This is a genomic window from Nocardioides sp. (assembly GCF_035481145.1).
Lineage (GTDB): Bacteria > Actinomycetota > Actinomycetes > Propionibacteriales > Nocardioidaceae > Nocardioides.
The window spans coordinates 26,985-43,131 of sequence record NZ_DATIHB010000148.1; the positions used below are offsets into that span (position 1 = coordinate 26,985).

The following is a 16,147-nucleotide window of genomic DNA, read 5'->3' on the forward strand; positions in this document are numbered from 1 at the left end:
GCCATTCTGTCAGCCACCGTCTCCCAGCACCTTCTCGAGGACCAGTGCGTCGACCTCGTGCCGGTAGTAGCGCGGACGCCGATCGATCTCCACGAAGCCCGCCCGTGCGTAGAAGGCACGCGCCGCCGCGTTGTCCTCCGCCACCTCGAGCAGGATCCGCTCCGCCCCCTCCTCCCGTACGCCGGCAATCGCCGCCGCGAGGAGGGCTGCGGCCAGCCCGGCTCGCTGCCGCGAGGGCGCCACACCGATCCGCTGCAGGTCGCTGACCTCGCCGACCGTGCGCATGAGCACGTAGCCGCTCAATGAACGTTCATGAAGGAGTGCGACCGCTTCGGCATCGCCGGGTCCACTGGGGGCTCCTGCGGGCACCTCCCTTGTGGGCTCAACTCGGGTTGAGCCCGCGTCCGGCCTCAATCCGGATTGAGCCGGCACGACGACCCAGCCGCGGCGGCCGTAGCCGGACAGCTCCTCGAGCACCTGCGCCTCGGACCAGGCTGCGTCCGGGAAGAGCTCGACGTCCAGCGCCGCGATCGCTGCTGCATCGGCGGCGAGGGCCAGCCGGACCCCCGCACTGGACGCGGGTGAGGCCTCGGGCCGGTCCGCGCTCGGGTTCACCGGGGCTGCTTCGGCGCAGCCGCGGCGACGGCGTCCGGCCGGCGCAGGTAGAGCGGCTCGGGGTCCAGCGGCTCGATCATGCCGGAGAGCACGAGGCGCGCCAGCCAGCCGGCGCTCGGGCGGGCCGGGCCCACGGCATGCGGGAAGTCGGACGGGTAGAGAACCGCACCCTCGCCCACCACGGGGCGTGACGAGGCAGCCTCTGCAGGGCGTACCACGGACGGCCCCGAGAGCCGCGCGCCCTCGGCCGTGTAGGAGGCGACGTAGACCTCCTTGCGGCGGGCGTCGGTCGCCACCAGGAACTCACCGACCACGGCACCGGAGGCGACGGCCTCGGCGGCGAGGACATCGAGCGTGCAGACGCCGTGGACCGGCACGTCGAGGGCCATCCCGAGCGTGCGGGCCGTGACGAGTCCGACGCGCAGGCCGGTAAAGGGGCCGGGGCCCACCCCGACCGCGACACCGGTGAGGTCGGCCATCGTCGCGCCCGCCTCGGCGAGCACGGCGGAGATCAAGGGTGCGAGGTGCTCACCGTGCTTCATCACCTGCTCCGACACCTGCTCCGCGAGGACGTCCGCCCCGTCGTGGACGGCGACGGTGACCTGAGCGGTGGCGGTGTCGAAGGCGAGGAGCACGAGGACAGGCTAACCAGCGTGCGTCAGCCGGGCCGGACAACCCCGGGCAGGGCCACCCCGAGCCAGCGCGTGCCCACCGGCAGGAACTCGACGTGGCGGGCGTCGTCGTCGCCGTCGCCTGCCCCCGGGTCGCCCACAGACCGGGCGATCTGCACGTGCAGGCGCTCGTCGGCAAGGGCCTCGGCCATCCCGGCGCCCCACTCGACGACAGTCACCGCCTCGTCGAGCGAGGTGTCGAGGTCGAGGTCGTCGAGCTCGTCGAGGCCCCCCAGGCGGTAGGCGTCGACGTGCACCAGCGCGGGGCCTCCGACGAGCGAGGGATGCACCCGCGCGATCACGAACGTCGGCGACGTGATGTCACCGCGCACGCCGAGCCCCTCGCCCAGTCCCTGGGTGAACGTCGTCTTGCCGGCGCCGAGCTCCCCGCTCAGCACGAGCAGGTCACCGGCACGCAGGACCTTCGCCAGGTCGCGGGCGAGCTCCCGCATCCCGTCGGCATCGCGCGCGTCGGCGGCAGCCGGGAGTGGCCGCACCATCTCGACGTACGGCGCGTGGCGGCCGACCTCGGAGAAGCCGCTGCTGTTCCAGAAGCCGATCGTCGCCTCGAGCTCCTGGCGGGCAAGGACGGTGAGGCCGGCGACGTGCAGCTCACGTGCCGCCTCGACGGCAGCGGCGATCAGCAGGTGGGCTACCCCGTGGTGCCGTGCCGACGGCACGACGCCGAAACGGCGGAGCGCGATCAGCTCGCCGTGCGCGGTGGTGACGGGGTCGAGGACCATGCCGCCGACGACGGCGCCGTCGATCGTGGCGAGGAGCCCCCCGGGGCCCTTGCCGAGCGCACCGGCGAGCGACTCCACGGTCTCGGCGAGCGCGTCGGCGGGCGGGTCGAGTGGCGGGCGACCTTCGAAGGCGGCGCGCACCACGGCGTACAGCTCGGATGCGGCCTCGGGGCCGATCCGCTGGATCTCGACGGTCACGGAGCCTCCACGCTCGCGTCGGGAGCGGTCTGGGCGGGCCACGTCGAGGGGTCGAGCGCGCCGCCGATCAACTGGTCGAGGGCGGCGTTGACCTGCTCGTGGCGCTCGATCAGGACCATGTGCCCGGCGCCTTCGCACTCGGTCAGCACGGAGCCGGCGATCGCCTTCTGCATCTTGCGGCTGTGCCCGATCGAGGTCAGCTTGTCGGACGTGCCGCAGATGATCGCCGTCGGCACCCGCTCGAGCGCGTTGAGCACGGAGAACTTGTCGAGCGCGTCGAAGTTCGGGAAGAACTCCGACAGCACGTCGAACGGTGTCGCCGAGATCATCTGGTCGACGAACTCGATGTACGCCGCCGGCACCTCGTCGCCGAAGGCGAACATGTCGGTGACCACGAGCGCGACCGAGGACGAGAGCCGGCGCATGTGCTCGATCACCCGGGACCCACGGGCCAGGCCCGCGATCACGCGCTGGGCGATGTCGGCACCGAAGCCCTCAGGGATGACCGGCACGATCATGTGGAGCGGACTCAGTCCACCGGCGGTCGTCGCGACGAGGCCGACGCCGGCGATCCGGGTGCCGAAGAGCTCGGGGTGCGACTCGGCGAGCGCCACGATTGTCATGCCGCCCATCGAGTGGCCGACGAGCACGACGGGGCCGTCGGGAGCGACCTCGTCGATGACCTGCAGCAGGTCCTCGGCGCAGTGCTCGATGGTGGAGTTCTCGCGGCTGGCGCGCCCCGAACGGCCGTGCGAGCGCTGGTCGTAGAAGACGGTGCGGACCTGCCCGCGGTAGCCGGCCCGCTGGAAGTGCCACGAGTCCAGGTTGAGCGTGAAGCCGTGCACGAAGACCACGGTCAGGTCGCCGACACGTGGTTCGTCGCTGCGCGAACGCCCGCGGTGGCGGGCCCGCTTGCCGGACTCCGCCGGGAGCTCGTCGACCTCGACGTGGAGCTCGACACCATCCGAGGCGACCACGATCCGCGGCTCCGAGTGCAGGGAGCCGAGGCGCGCGACGTCACCCGCTCCACGGTTGGCGATGATGTGGCGATGGCGTGCGACGCCGTAGGCGGTGCCCGCGGCGGCGACCCCTGCTGCTCCTGCCGCAGTCAGCATGCGGCTCTTCCAGCTCATGCGTGTCCTTCCGGCGAGCTGTCGACGACGACTCGCGCGAAGCGCCCGCCGATGCGGGTCACGATCTCGTAGTTGATGGTGGCGCACCACGCAGCCCACTCGGAGGCGGTGGGCTCTCCGTGGGTGCCGGTGCCGAAGAGCAGCACCTCGTCGCCGGCCGCCGCGTCCGATGCGGTGCCCAGGTCGACCACGAACTGGTCCATGCAGATCCGTCCGCGGACCGGGTGGCGCTCGCCGGCCACGGCGACCTCGAGCACGTTCGAGCCGTGCCGCGGTACGCCGTCGGCGTACCCGACCGGGACGAGGCCGACCGTCGTGGGTGCGTCGGCGACCCACAGGTGGCCGTAGGAGACGCCAGCGCCGGGCCCGATCTGCTTGACCATCGCAAGCCGGGCGCGCGCGGTCATCGCGGGCACGAGGCCGAGCTCTGGCGGGGACTCCCCCGGTGCCGGGTCCAGGCCGTACGACGCGATGCCGCAGCGCACGAGGTCGAACCGGGCCGCGGGGCGCAGCACGGCGGCGGCACTGTTGGCGAGGTGGCGCACCTCGGGCCGCAGACCGGCGGTGTCGGCCACCTCGAGGGCACCGAGGAACGCCTTCTCCTGCGCGTCGTTGGCCGGGTGCGTCGGTTCCTCCGAGGCAGCCAGGTGGGACCAGATGCCGGTGACGGTCAGCTCGCCGGCGAGCTCGGCAGATCGGGCGGCTGCCACCAGCGTGGGCCAGTCCGCGGCCGCGGACCCACCGCGGGAGAGGCCGGTGTCGACCTTGAGCTGGACCCGTGCGCGCTCGCCGGTCGCCCGGGCCGCCGCACGGATCTCGTCGAGCTCGGCGACCGTGTAGGCGGTCACGTCGACATCGGCGGCGACGAGGGGGGCGAAGTCCTGCCCCGGCACCCCCAGCCAGCAGAGCAGGCGTCCGGTGTCGCCCGCGGCCCGCACGGTGAGCGCCTCCTCGAGCGTGGCCACGCCGAGCCACTCGGCACCTGCCTCACGGGCGGCGCGCGCAGCCGGAACCATGCCGTGGCCGTAGCCGTCGCCCTTGACGACGGTCATCATCTGCACGCCCGGACCGACCCACTCCTTGAGTCGACGCACGTTGTGCCGGATGGCCGCGACGTCGACGACGAGCTCGGCGTTGGGCGTGTTCACGCGACTGATTCTGTCAGCAGCCGGGTTCACGGCGTCAGGAGGACGCGGCGTACGGTCCCGGAAAGGGCCTCGGCGACAGCCGATGCGGTGAGTGGTCCGCCGCCCGACGCCGTCGTCGCCGCAGCTCCGTGGAGCCAGCAGCCGACCGACGCAGCGTCGAACGGAGCGAGCCCCGCGGCGAGCAGCGATCCGACCAGTCCGGCAAGCACGTCGCCCGCGCCGGCAGTCGCCAGCCAGGGTGTCCCGGTCGTGTTGACCCGCACCGTCCCGGACGGCTCGGCGACGAGGGTGCGCCGCCCCTTGAGCACGACGACAGCCTGGAAACGGTCGGCAGCACGGCGTACCGAGGCGAGCTGGTCGGCCTCGACCTCGTCGCGGTCGGCGCCGAGCATCCGCGCGAGCTCGCCGGCGTGGGGGGTCAGCACGGCCGGCACCCCCAGCGGCCCGCCGACCGCAGCCAGCGCGTCGGCGTCCACGACGAGGGGTACCCCGTCGGCGAGCGCCTCGGCGAGTGCCTCCGTGGCCCGGTCTCCGCCTCCCGAGCCGACCACCCAGGCCTGCACGCGGCCGGGGCTCGTGACGATCTCGGGGTGTGTGGCGACAACGTGGCGCGCGGTCTGGTCGTCGCCGTCAACCGCGCGGTAGCGGACCATGCCGACCAGCCCTGACGCCGCTCCCGCGACACAGAGCCGGGCCGCCCCCGGGTACGTCGCCGACCCGGCCCGTACGCCGACCACGCCGCGCGTGTACTTGTGGTCGGCGCCCTCGGGCACCGGGAGCAGCGCCCGCACGTCCGGCTGCTGCAGCGCCTCGAGAGTCGCTGGCGGGAGGTCGAGCCCGATGTCGACGAGGTGCACCACCCCGCACGCTGCGGCTGAGGGGTCGACCAGGTGCGCGACCTTCTCCGTCCCGAACGTGACGGTCAGGTCAGCCGTGACGTGGGCACCCGTGACCCGCCCGGTGTCGGCATCCAGCCCGCTCGGCAGGTCGACGCTCACCACCCGTGGCCGAGCTTGCGCGTGTGGCCACCCGAACCTGCGCGTGTGGTCGCTCGAGCCTGCGCCCGTGGTCAGCCCGAGCGACGCGAGCGCCTGCACCGCCTCGGGCCGGAGCCCGGGCCGCCCACCGATGCCGACGATGCCGTCGATCACGACGTCCGCGCCTTGAGTGCTCAGCACGGCGGCAAACACATCAACGAGAGCACGCAAGGTGGTCACGCGACCGCCCGCTGTCCGCAGCGCGGCGAGACCACCCTGGTGCGCGCCCTCCGCCAGCATCCAGGCGTCGACGAGGGCGCCACGACGGGCGAGGTACGCCCCGGCGTACAGCGCGTCCCCTCCGTTGTCGCCCGAGCCGACGAGGAGGACGACCCTGCGCCCGTAGGCCCCTCCCACCAGGTCGATCACCGCGTGCGCGAGGCCTCGGGCGGCACGCTGCATGAGCGCCCCCGACGCCAGGTCGGGACTCGCTTCCTCGGCCGAGCGCACCTGCGCGACGGTGTGGGCGTGTCGCATGCCCTCAACGTAGCGGGCCCGCCGACCGGGAGAACCGGTCGACGGGCCTCGAGCGCACGTGGCCTGGCAAGGATCAGCGGACGCGGCCGTAGCGGAACGACGAGCTGTAGACCGGCGCGAGCTTCACGACGTCGCCCGAGTGCGGGGCGTGCCACATCATGCCGTCGCCGGCGTAGATGCCGATGTGGCCCGGCATGTAGACCAGGTCGCCCGGCTGCGGGTCGGAGACCGGCGTCATCACGGCGGCCTGCGCGGACGACGAGCGCGGCAGGTTGATGCCGACGGCACGGTAGGCCCAGCCGGTGAGGCCGGAGCAGTCGAAGGCGCTCGGACCGGTCGCGCCATAGACGTAGGGCTTGCCGGCCTGCGCGGCGGCAGCAGCGACGATCCGCTGGCCGATGGCGGCGGCCTCCCGCTCGCGCCGCTCGGCAGCAGCGCGCTCACGGCGCTCACGGCGCTCGGCGGCGGCCTGGCGGGCGATCGCGTACTCACGAACGGGGTCGATCCGCACGGGCTGCTCGTCCACGACCGTGGCGGTCGGCGTGCTCGCCGGGCGGACGGGACTGGCGTCGGCGGGGCCGGCGGCCTGCGACGTCACGAGGACGGTCAGCACGAGCGGGGCGGCGAGCAGGCGAACGGCGGCGCGCGAGGGCGTGGTGGAGAACATCGGACAACTCCGGCAGCGGCGCCTGCGAAAGATGACCTGTCGGGCGAGGACTGCTGGTGTCCCGGACGCGTCTGCGTCCTGAGCCCCGAGCCGGAGGTGCTCCGGCGTACTACCTGGGTCTTCCGTGCCCGCGCATACTTCTTCGTGCTTGGTTCACCCCCGTCGAGCGCGGGCCTCGGCGCGGCGCGGGTGGCCCTCCGGTGGGAGGACTCGTCCATTCAAGGCGCTTGCAATAGTTAGCGCCGTGACCGCGGCCACGATCGAGGCGTGGGCTGCCTCACGGCACCGTGGGCTGTGTCACCCCTCCGCACGCACCCTGGGGGTCACCCCTCCAGGATCACGTACGCCGTGGCAAGGCCACCGTCATGCGCCAGCGACAGGTGCGCGCAAGTCACCCCGAGAGCAGCGGCGGCCGCTTCGACCGTGCCGCGCAGGGCGAACTCGGGTCGGCGACCCTCGGAGCGCACCACTTCACAGTCGTGCCAGGAGAGGCCCGCGGGCGCACCGAGCGCCTTCGCGATCGCCTCCTTGGCCGCGAACCGCGCAGCGAGCGACTCGACCGGCAGCGCCGCCTCGGCCTCGGTGAAGAGCCGTGCGCGCAGGCCGGGGGTCCGCTGCAGCGATGCCGAGAAGCGCTCGATGTCGACGACGTCGACCCCGATCCCGACTATCGAGCTCATTCGACCGTGACGGACTTCGCCAGGTTGCGCGGCATGTCGACGTCGTGGCCCATCAGCGTCGCCAGCTCGCACGCGAAGAGCTGCAGCGGCACGGCAGCGACGAGCGGCTGGAGCAGCACCGGGACCTTGGGCAGCCGGATCAGCAGGTCGGCGTACGGCTCGATGGCGGTGTCGCCCTCCTCGGCCAGGCAGATCGTGCGCGCACCGCGGGCGCGGACCTCCTGGATGCCCGAGACCATCTTCTCGTGGAGCTGGTCGCGGCCGCGGGGCGGCACGACGCACCAGATCGGCAGGCCCTCGTCGACCAGCGCGATCGGGCCGTGCTTCAGCTCGCCGGCAGCGAAGCCCTCGGCGTGGATGTAGGCGAGCTCCTTGAGCTTGAGCGCGCCCTCGAGCGCGACCGGGTAACCCGCGTGGCGACCCAGGAAGAGCACCGACGGCGTCCCGACGAACTCCTGCGCCATCGCGTAGACCTCGTCCGCCTTGGCGAGCACGGTGGAGATGTGGTCGGGCATCTGCTCGAGCTGGTCCATGACCTGGGCGATCTCGTCGTTGTAGCGCGTGCCCTTGACCTGGGCCAGGTAGAGACCGAGCAGGTAGCAGGCGACGAGCTGGGTCAGGAAGCCCTTCGTCGAGGCGACGCCGATCTCCGGGCCGGCGTGGGTGTAGATCACGGCGTCGGACTCGCGCGGGATCGTCGAGCCGTTGCTGTTGCAGATCGCGAGCACCTTGGAGCGCTGGGTGCGGGCGTGCCGGATCGCCTGGAGCGTGTCGGCGGTCTCGCCGGACTGGGAGATCGCGACGACGAGCGTCTCGCGGGTCAGGATCGGGTCGCGGTAGCGGAACTCGCTGGCGAGCTCGACCTCGACCGGGATCCGGCACCAGTGCTCGATGGCGTACTTCGCCACCATGCCGGCGTAGAACGACGTGCCGCAGGCGATCACGATCACCTTGTCGATGTCGCGCAGCTCCTCGTCGGAGAGGCGCACCTCGTCGAGCTGCAGGCGGCCGGCGGCGTTGCGACGGCCCAGCAGCGAGTCGGCGACCGCGCGCGGCTGCTCGAAGATCTCCTTGCGCATGAACCAGTCGTGACCGTCCTTCTCCGCTGCGGAGAGGTCCCAGTCGACGTGGAACGGCTTGCCCTCGGCCGGCTCGCCGTCGAACGACGTCACCTCGACGCCGTCGCGGGTGAGGGTGACGACCTGGGCCTGGCCGAGCTCCAGCGCGTCACGCGTGTGCTCGATGAACGCCGCGACGTCGGAGCCGAGGAAGTTCTCGCCGTCGCCGAGGCCGACGACGAGCGGGCTGTTGAGACGGGCCGCGACGACCCGGTCGGGGTCCTGCGCGTCGATCGCAACCAGGGTGAACGCGCCCTCCATCTGGCGACATGCTGCCTGCATGGCGACCGTGAGGTCGACGCCCTTGAGCAGCTCGCGCTCGATCAGGTGGGCGGCCACCTCGGTGTCGGTCTCCGACAGCAGCTCGTGACCCTCGGCCTCGAGGGCGGCGCGGATCTCGGCGAAGTTCTCAATGATGCCGTTGTGCACGAGCGCGAGGCGCCGCTCCTGGCCCAGGTGCGGGTGGGCGTTGCGGTCGGTCGGCGCACCGTGGGTCGCCCAGCGGGTGTGGCCGATGCCGGTGGTCGAGGTCGGCAGCGGGTGCTCCATGATCGCCTTCTCGAGGTTGGCGAGCTTGCCCGACTTCTTGTCCGAGGCGATCGCACCGTCGTGGACGAGGGCGACACCGGCGGAGTCGTAGCCGCGGTACTCGAGCCGGCGCAGGCCCTCGATGACGACGCCCTGCGCCTGCTTGCTGCCCACGTAGCCCACGATTCCGCACATGCGCCGCAGTCTACGGTGAGGGACGGGCGACGCAGCGCCTGACGCGGACTGCAAGAATCACGGCATGTCACACGACCCCGTGCGTCCTCCGGCGCTGCCGGAGGAGCACGTGCGCGTCGAGAGCAGGTCCGAGCACCGGCCCGACCAGAAGGCCGAGCAGAAGGCCGAGCGCGACGCCTCGCCGTACGTCGAGCTCGACCGCACCGCATGGGCCGAGCTCGCCGCGGACATGAAGTCGCCGCTCACCTTCGACGAGATCCGCGCGCTCCGCGGCCTCGGCGACGAGCTCGACCTCGACGAGATCCAGCAGGTCTACCTGCCGATCTCCCGCCTGCTCTCGATGTACGTCGAGTCGGCCGGACGGCTCCACCGGCGCCAGGAGGAGTTCCTCAACCGGCCGCAGCCCCCGCGCACGCCGTTCGTGATCGGCCTCGCCGGCTCCGTCGCGGTGGGCAAGTCGACGGCTGCGCGCGTGCTGCAGCAGATGCTCGCCCACTGGCCCGAGCACCCGCAGGTCGCGCTGGTCACCACCGATGGGTTCCTGCTGCCCAACGCCGAGCTCGAGCGTCGCGGCATCCTGCACCGCAAGGGCTTCCCCGAGTCCTACGACCGCAAGGCGCTGCTCAAGTTCGTCATCGACATCAAGTCGGGCCGCGAGGCGGTCGAGGCGCCGACCTACTCCCACCTCGTCTACGACGTCGTCCCCGACGAGACCGTCGTCGTCCAGTCGCCCGACATCGTCATCGTCGAGGGGCTCAACGTCCTCCAGCCGGCCCGCTCGCGCGACGACGGCAAGACCGGCCTCGCCGTCGCGGACTTCTTCGACTTCACCGTCTACGTCGACGCCGCGACGACCGACATCAAGCGGTGGTACGTCGAGCGCTTCCTCAAGCTGCGCGAGACCTCGTTCCGCAAGCCGGGGTCGTACTTCCGCCGCTACTCGAAGTTCAACGAGGCCGAGGCGCGCACCGAGGCGGAGCGGATCTGGGACGAGATCAACGGCCCGAACCTCATGGAGAACGTCCTCCCCACGCGCTCCCGCGCCACCCTCGTGCTGCGGAAGGACGCCGACCACTCGGTCCGCTACGTCCGCCTCCGCAAGATCTGACCAGCCGCCCTACCGCGCGCTCAGCGACCCCACCACCCTTTCGTACGCCGCGTCCGGCGGCGCGCCGGGCACGTCGAGGTAGCGCGCCACGACGAGGGCGACCACGTCCGCGCCCGACTGCTGCGCGACGGCCGTCAGCTCGGCCCGCTCCCCCGCGCACCCCGAGCCCGCGCCCGCGCCCGCGTCCGCGCCCAGGTCGATCCTCACGCGCGACCACCCTCGTTGCCCGTCCTCGGTGGTCGCGGCACCCGACGCGACCAGCCCCGAGGCGATCGGCAGCCCGGCGTAGCCGCGCGCCCAGGCCAGCGCGGTCGCCTCGGCCACACCGCTGACGTTGGTCGAGCGGACGGGATCGGCGAGCACCGCCCAGGCCACGGGGCAGCCCTGGGCCGAGAGCACCGCCTGCCCGCGCCCCGAGGCGATGACCGCACCGTCCTCGCGATAGGCCACCCGCTCCGACACCGGGCGGCGGGACCACGCCGGTGGCACTGCGTAGGCAGCCTGGCCGACACCCACGCGCACCCAGGAAGCAGGCACCTCGCGATCGGCCTCCCGTGGCGCGTCCGCCGGTGCCCCGTGCCGCACCGCGCCGGTGCCCGAGGCAGCCCTGGGCCCGGAGCGCTCGACCACCGCCGCCACCAGCACGAGGGCAGCCACGACGACGAGGGCGGTCACCGCCAGCCCGAGCGCGATCCGTCGCAACAGCACCCGGCCATCATCAGCGCCCGGGAGACGGTCCGCACCCCGCCCGCCGTGGCCCTGTGGACAACGCCCTCAGAGCTGCTTCTGCATCTCCGCGAGGCGGCCGGAGGGGCGGTAGCCGAGCTGGTCGTTGATGGTGATCATCGGCCCGTTGACGGCGGCGTTCCAGGTCACCACCTGCTCCGTCGGCGCACCGTCGGCTTGCAGCAGCCGGTGATTCGCGACCTTCACCGCGACACCCAGCCGGTGCCCGCGGTGGTCGTGCCGCACCAGCGTCCCCCACTGGAAGCAGGCCGTCGGATCGTCGGAGGAGACCGCGATGCTCGTGTAGGCGACCACCTCGTCGCCCGCGAGGGCGATGGTGTGCCACAGCCGGCGGCCCTGCCGCAGCATCGCGGCCTCACGCTCACGCCAGACCGCCACCGAGGCGTCCTCCGGCTCGAGGACCAGGTCGCCCACCGGCGCCTCCACCATCAGCGAAGCCGCGAGCGCCGCGACGCCGGCGACCCGCGCTTCCGGCACCGGGTTGCCGAACGACTCCAGGACGTAGCCCTCGTGGTGCGGCGCTGCCTCCGCTGCGAGCCGGTCGAGGAGGTCATCGGGCAGCGGCAGCGTCGCGCGGCGTTCGATGTCGCCGAGCGCGTTCGCGTAGCCCCGCCCGGCAGCGAACGTGACCCCGGGCGTACCCGCGCCGTCCTCGGGGTCCTCGATCCGGAACTCGACCTCTGCGACGGCCACCGACCGTCCCCGGCCACGTGCCTCGCCCTCGAGCAGCTCCGCGATCGCGGAGCCCACGCCCGTACGTCGGGCCTCGGGCACGACCTGGACATCGAGGGTCGCCATGGCCAGGTTGTCGACGAGCGAGAGCTCGAGCTGGCCGGTGCCGACCACCGCGTCGTCGCGCGTCGCGAGCCAGGCTCCGCACCACAGGTAGCTTGTCGGCGTCGCCACCAGGTCGCGGATCTCGCGCAACGTGTACGGCGCGGCGTGGTCACGGCCGTAGGTCACCGACGCGACGTAGGCCGTGTGCCAGCGTCGCAGGTCCGCCTCGAAGGAGGTGGATGCCGGATCGAGCTGGCGAAGGTGGAGGGAGGACACCCCACGACGCTAGGACCGGGCGACGACGTCCGCCACCGATTTAGAGGGCGAGGCGCTCGCGGACGACGTCGGCGAGCTTGTCGGCGACGGCGTGCGCCTCGGTCTCGGAGGTCGCCTCGACCATGACCCGCACCAGCGGCTCGGTGCCGGAGGCACGCAGCAGGACCCGGCCCTCCTCGCCGAGGGTGGCCGACGCCTCGGCGACAGCAGCCAGAAGCGGCTCGTCGGTGTCGCACCGGTCCTTGTCGACCCCCTTGACGTTGACCAGCACCTGCGGGAGGCGGGTCATGGCAGCAGCCAGGGAGGCGATCGACTGGCCGGTGACCGCCATGCGCTCGAGCAGGTGCAGCGCGGTCAGGACGCCGTCTCCGGTGGTGGCGTAGTCGCTCATGATCACGTGGCCGGACTGCTCGCCGCCCAGCGAGTAGCCCGAGGCCTTCATCGCCTCGAGCACGTAGCGGTCGCCGACCTTCGTCGAGACGACGTTGATGCCTGCCGCAGCCATCGCGCGGTTGAAGCCGAGGTTGCTCATGACGGTCGCGACGACCGTGTCACCGGCGAGGCGGCCCTGCTCCTTGAGCGAGGCCGCGAGGATGCAGAGGATCTGGTCCCCATCGACGACGTTGCCCTCGGCGTCGACGGCCAGGCAGCGGTCGGCGTCGCCGTCGAGCGCGAAGCCGACGTGGGCACCGTCCTTGACCACGGCGGCGCGCAGCGTCTCGAGGTGGGTGGAGCCGCAGCCGTCGTTGATGTTGAGGCCGTCGGGCTGGGCGTGGATCGCCGTCACGGACGCACCTGCTGCCTCGAGCGCGGCAGGGCCGGCGTCGGAGGCAGCGCCCTCGGCGCAGTCGAGCACGACGCGCAGACCCGCGAGGGGCTTGGTGGTCGTCGACACCAGGTGGTCGACGTACTCCTGGACGGCGGTCTCGTGGACCGTCACGCGCCCGACGTCGCCGCCGGTCGGGCGCTGCCACTCCTCGCGCATGCGCGCCTCGATGGCGTCCTCGATGGTGTCATCGAGCTTGACGCCGCCGCGGGCCAGGAACTTGATGCCGTTGTCGGGCATCGCGTTGTGCGAGGCGGAGAGCATGACCCCGAGGTCGGCGCCGAGCGCACCCGTCAGGTAGGCCACGCCGGGGGTGGGCAGGACGCCCAGGAGCAGCACGTCGACACCGGCCGACGCGAGGCCCGCGACGACCGCGGCCTCGAGGAACTGCCCCGAAATGCGCGTGTCCCGACCGACCACGGCCAGCGGGCGATGCCCACTGAACTCGCCGAGGTCGGCCAGGACATGTGCAGCGGCGACGGAGAGGTCCAGGGCCAGCTCTGCGGTGAGGACACCGTTTGCCAGGCCCCGGACCCCGTCCGTGCCAAAGAGGTTTGCCATGAAGGCAGGTTGCCAGATCAGCGCTTGCTGAACTGCGACGCCTTGCGGGCCTTCTTGAGACCAGCCTTCTTGCGCTCCACGACGCGGGCGTCGCGGGTCAGCAGACCGGCCTTCTTCAGCGTCGGGCGGTTGGCCTCGACGTCGACGGCGTTGAGCGAGCGGGCCACACCGAGGCGCAGGGCGCCGGCCTGGCCGGCGATGCCGCCACCGTGGATGCGGGCGATGACGTCGAAGCGGCCCTCGAGGCCGAGCGCGGCGAACGGCTCGTTCGCGATCTGGCGGTGCAGCGCGTTCGGGAAGTAGTCGTTGAGCTCACGGCCGTTGATCGTCCAGACGCCGGTGCCCGGGACGATGCGGACGCGGGCGACGGCCTCCTTGCGGCGACCGGTGGCGCCGGCCGGGGCGATGGTGGCGGGCTTGAGCGGCGCGTCAGCCGACGCGTCCGACTCGGAGGTGTACGCAACGCCCTCGGCGTTGGTCTCGAAGGTCTCCTCGACCTCGGTCACGTTCTCAGTCACGTTGTTGTCCTCGATCTTGGAAGTCACTGGGAGATCTGGGTGATCTCGAACGGCTTGGCCTGCTGGGCGGCGTGGGGGTGCGCCGGGCCCGAGTAGACCTTGAGCTTCTTGAGCATCTGGCGACCGAGGCGGTTCTTGGGGAGCATGCCCCAGACAGCCTTCTCGATGGCCTTGCGAGCGTCCTTCTCCAGGACCTCACCGATCGGCGTGGCCGTGAGGCCGCCCGGGTAACCCGAGTGGCGGTACGCCATCTTGGTGGTCTTCTTGTTGCCGGAGAGGGCAACCTTCTCGGCGTTCACGATGATCACGAAGTCGCCCATGTCCATGTGCGGAGCAAAGGTCGGCTTGTGCTTGCCGCGCAGCAGGTTGGCGGCGGTGACGGCGAGGCGACCGAGGACGACATCCTCGGCGTCGATGATGAGCCATTCACGCTGGATGTCAGCGGGCTTGGGGCTGTAGGTGCGCAAGGCAGGTCACAGCTTTCTCGTTCGTTGGTCCCGACACACGGCTGTACGACGGGGGTGGAGCTGCGCCTTCTGACGAACACTGCCCGGCATCTTCACCACGAGGTGGAGCATCCGGATCTGCATCCGACTCCGAGAGGAGCCCGAACGCGGCAGGAGGCGCGACTTGCAAGGATACGAGTCGGCGTGTCGCACGGTCAAAACGAGCCCGCGGCCGTAGGACGTGAGGCAGTGAGGGTTCCCGTTGTCCGGACGCACCCTTCCTGCTCCTTCGCTCGTGCACCTAGTGTGGGGCCCGTGACTGATTCATTGACCATCAGGGACAACCGGACTGGCGCCGAATACGAGGTTGCCATCGTCGACGGAGCGATCAAGGCCGCAGAACTCGGCAAGATCAAGACCTCGGACGACGACCCGGGCCTGTGCACCTACGACCCGGGGTTCACCAACACGGCTTCCTGCAAGAGCGCCATCACCTACATCGACGGCGACAAGGGCATCCTCGAGTACCGGGGCTACCCGATCGAGCAGCTCGCGGAGAAGTCGACGTTCCTCGAGGTCGCGTACCTCGTGGTCTACGGCGAGCTGCCCACCAAGGAGCAGTACGAGTCCTGGGTCCACGAGATCACGTACCACACGTTCGTCCACGAGAACGTCAAGGGACTCATGCAGGGGTTCCGCTACGACGCGCACCCGATGGGCATGCTGATGGCCTCCGTCGGCGCCCTCTCGACGTTCTACCCCGACGCGCGCAACATCGACGACGCCGACAACCGGCACATGCAGATCGTCCGGATGATCGCGAAGATGCCGACCCTCGGTGCCTGGTCGTTCCGCCACGCCCAGGGCAAGCCGTACGTCTACCCCGACAACGAGCTCTCCTACACGGAGAACTTCCTCGCGATGCTCTTCAAGATGAGCGAGCTGAAGTTCTCGGCCGATCCGCGGCTGGTCCGGGCGCTCGACGTCCTCCTGATCCTGCACGCCGACCACGAGCAGAACTGCTCGACCAACGCGGTCCGCTCGGTCGGCTCGTCGCAGGTCGACCCCTACTCGGCCGTCGCGGCCGGCGTCGGCGCCCTTTACGGCCCGCTGCACGGCGGCGCCAACGAGGCGGTCCTGCGGATGCTCAAGCGCATCGGCACGGTCGAGAACATCCCGGCGTTCATCGAGGGCGTCAAGGCCGGCAACGAGCGCCTGATGGGCTTCGGTCACCGCGTCTACAAGAACTTCGACCCGCGCGCCAAGATCATCAAGAAGGCCTGCGACGACGTCTTCGAGGTCACCGGGGTCAACCCGCTCCTCCGGGTCGCGCAGGAGCTCGAGCGCATCGCGCTGGAGGACGAGTACTTCGTCAAGCGCAAGCTCTACCCCAACGTCGACTTCTACTCCGGCCTCATCTACGAGGCACTGCAGTTCCCGCCGGAGATGTTCACCGTCCTCTTCGCGATCGGCCGCACGCCGGGCTGGCTGGCCCAGTGGCAGGAGCTGATCATGGACAAGGAGCAGAAGATCGCCCGCCCGAAGCAGATCTACACGGGTGACCGCACGCTCACCTTCGTCCCGCGCGAGGAGCGCTGGGCGGAGTAAGTCCCCGAGGCGGCGCCAACCTGCGCCCCAGCGACGCCGAGGCGGCGCGAACCTGCAGTACTCCTGTAGG

Annotated in this window: 16 protein-coding genes; 2 read left to right on the top strand and 14 right to left on the bottom strand. The window is 71.5% G+C overall.

Annotation, left to right across the window (positions count from 1 at the left end; genetic code table 11):
• Positions 1-9: 9 nt before the first annotated feature.
• From VLF38_RS12630 to glmS, 9 genes are all read right to left on the bottom strand, one after another.
• Complete coding sequence (locus VLF38_RS12630; protein WP_325271600.1) at positions 10-615, bottom strand: GNAT family N-acetyltransferase; 606 nt, start codon at positions 613-615, stop codon at positions 10-12.
• Positions 612-1,250 (bottom strand): tRNA (adenosine(37)-N6)-threonylcarbamoyltransferase complex dimerization subunit type 1 TsaB, encoded by a 639-nt coding sequence (gene tsaB / locus VLF38_RS12635; protein ID WP_325271601.1) that lies wholly within the window; start codon positions 1,248-1,250, stop codon positions 612-614. Before tsaB ends, VLF38_RS12630 begins: the two co-directional genes overlap by 4 nt.
• Before the next feature lie 23 nt (positions 1,251-1,273).
• Positions 1,274-2,227 (bottom strand): tRNA (adenosine(37)-N6)-threonylcarbamoyltransferase complex ATPase subunit type 1 TsaE, encoded by a 954-nt coding sequence (tsaE, locus tag VLF38_RS12640; RefSeq protein ID WP_325271602.1) that lies wholly within the window; start codon positions 2,225-2,227, stop codon positions 1,274-1,276.
• A complete protein-coding gene (locus VLF38_RS12645) occupies positions 2,224-3,360 on the bottom strand; it encodes an alpha/beta hydrolase (RefSeq protein ID WP_325271603.1) in 1,137 nt (378 codons plus the stop codon). Before VLF38_RS12645 ends, tsaE begins: the two co-directional genes overlap by 4 nt.
• Positions 3,357-4,508: an alanine racemase gene (gene alr, locus VLF38_RS12650; RefSeq protein WP_325271604.1), complete on the bottom strand. Its 1,152-nt coding sequence runs from the start codon at positions 4,506-4,508 to the stop codon at positions 3,357-3,359. The genes VLF38_RS12645 and alr overlap by 4 nt, the downstream gene beginning before the upstream one ends.
• Before the next feature lie 26 nt (positions 4,509-4,534).
• Entirely contained in the window at positions 4,535-6,022 is a 1,488-nt protein-coding gene (locus tag VLF38_RS12655) for an NAD(P)H-hydrate dehydratase (protein ID WP_325271605.1), read from the bottom strand.
• A gap of 73 nt (positions 6,023-6,095) precedes the next feature.
• Entirely contained in the window at positions 6,096-6,689 is a 594-nt protein-coding gene (locus VLF38_RS12660; protein WP_325271606.1) for a C40 family peptidase, read from the bottom strand.
• Positions 6,690-7,012: 323 nt separating this feature from the next.
• Entirely contained in the window at positions 7,013-7,369 is a 357-nt protein-coding gene (locus VLF38_RS12665; RefSeq protein WP_325271607.1) for a holo-ACP synthase, read from the bottom strand.
• A complete protein-coding gene (glmS, locus tag VLF38_RS12670) occupies positions 7,366-9,210 on the bottom strand; it encodes a glutamine--fructose-6-phosphate transaminase (isomerizing) (protein WP_325271608.1) in 1,845 nt (614 codons plus the stop codon). Before glmS ends, VLF38_RS12665 begins: the two co-directional genes overlap by 4 nt.
• A gap of 64 nt (positions 9,211-9,274) precedes the next feature.
• On the opposite strand from glmS, the gene coaA reads away from it, so the two are divergent.
• The gene (gene coaA / locus VLF38_RS12675) at positions 9,275-10,318 is read left to right on the top strand and encodes a type I pantothenate kinase (protein ID WP_325271609.1); all 1,044 of its coding nucleotides are present in this window, start codon (positions 9,275-9,277) and stop codon (positions 10,316-10,318) included.
• Between the two features lie 9 nt (positions 10,319-10,327).
• On the opposite strand, the gene VLF38_RS12680 is transcribed toward coaA, so the two are convergent.
• The 5 genes from VLF38_RS12680 to rplM all read right to left on the bottom strand — a co-directional run bounded on the left by VLF38_RS12680 (position 10,328) and on the right by rplM (position 14,490).
• Positions 10,328-11,026: a hypothetical protein gene (locus VLF38_RS12680; RefSeq protein ID WP_325271610.1), complete on the bottom strand. Its 699-nt coding sequence runs from the start codon at positions 11,024-11,026 to the stop codon at positions 10,328-10,330.
• Between the two features lie 66 nt (positions 11,027-11,092).
• Positions 11,093-12,118, bottom strand: coding sequence for a GNAT family N-acetyltransferase (locus VLF38_RS12685; protein ID WP_325271611.1), 1,026 nt, complete (start codon positions 12,116-12,118; stop codon positions 11,093-11,095).
• Between the two features lie 40 nt (positions 12,119-12,158).
• Complete coding sequence (glmM, locus tag VLF38_RS12690; protein ID WP_325271612.1) at positions 12,159-13,505, bottom strand: phosphoglucosamine mutase; 1,347 nt, start codon at positions 13,503-13,505, stop codon at positions 12,159-12,161.
• A 17-nt stretch (positions 13,506-13,522) separates the two neighbouring features.
• The gene (gene rpsI, locus VLF38_RS12695) at positions 13,523-14,023 is read right to left on the bottom strand and encodes a 30S ribosomal protein S9 (protein ID WP_325271613.1); all 501 of its coding nucleotides are present in this window, start codon (positions 14,021-14,023) and stop codon (positions 13,523-13,525) included.
• A 23-nt stretch (positions 14,024-14,046) separates the two neighbouring features.
• Positions 14,047-14,490: a 50S ribosomal protein L13 gene (gene rplM / locus VLF38_RS12700; protein WP_325271614.1), complete on the bottom strand. Its 444-nt coding sequence runs from the start codon at positions 14,488-14,490 to the stop codon at positions 14,047-14,049.
• Between the two features lie 294 nt (positions 14,491-14,784).
• Between rplM and VLF38_RS12705 the strand changes: the two genes are divergently transcribed.
• Complete coding sequence (locus VLF38_RS12705) at positions 14,785-16,077, top strand: citrate synthase (RefSeq protein WP_325271615.1); 1,293 nt, start codon at positions 14,785-14,787, stop codon at positions 16,075-16,077.
• Positions 16,078-16,147: the final 70 nt, after the last annotated feature.

Bases quoted from the DNA above. Each gene is read 5' to 3' on its own strand.
- VLF38_RS12645 (WP_325271603.1), bottom strand. From the start codon at position 3,360: ATGAGCTGGAAGAGCCGCATGCTGACTGCGGCAGGAGCAGCAGGGGTC.
- VLF38_RS12655 (WP_325271605.1), bottom strand. From the start codon at position 6,022: ATGCGACACGCCCACACCGTCGCGCAGGTGCGCTCGGCCGAGGAAGCG.
- VLF38_RS12660 (WP_325271606.1), bottom strand. From the start codon at position 6,689: ATGTTCTCCACCACGCCCTCGCGCGCCGCCGTTCGCCTGCTCGCCGCC.
- VLF38_RS12665 (WP_325271607.1), bottom strand. From the start codon at position 7,369: ATGAGCTCGATAGTCGGGATCGGGGTCGACGTCGTCGACATCGAGCGC.
- glmS (WP_325271608.1), bottom strand. From the start codon at position 9,210: ATGTGCGGAATCGTGGGCTACGTGGGCAGCAAGCAGGCGCAGGGCGTC.
- coaA (WP_325271609.1), top strand. From the start codon at position 9,275: ATGTCACACGACCCCGTGCGTCCTCCGGCGCTGCCGGAGGAGCACGTG.
- glmM (WP_325271612.1), bottom strand. From the start codon at position 13,505: ATGGCAAACCTCTTTGGCACGGACGGGGTCCGGGGCCTGGCAAACGGT.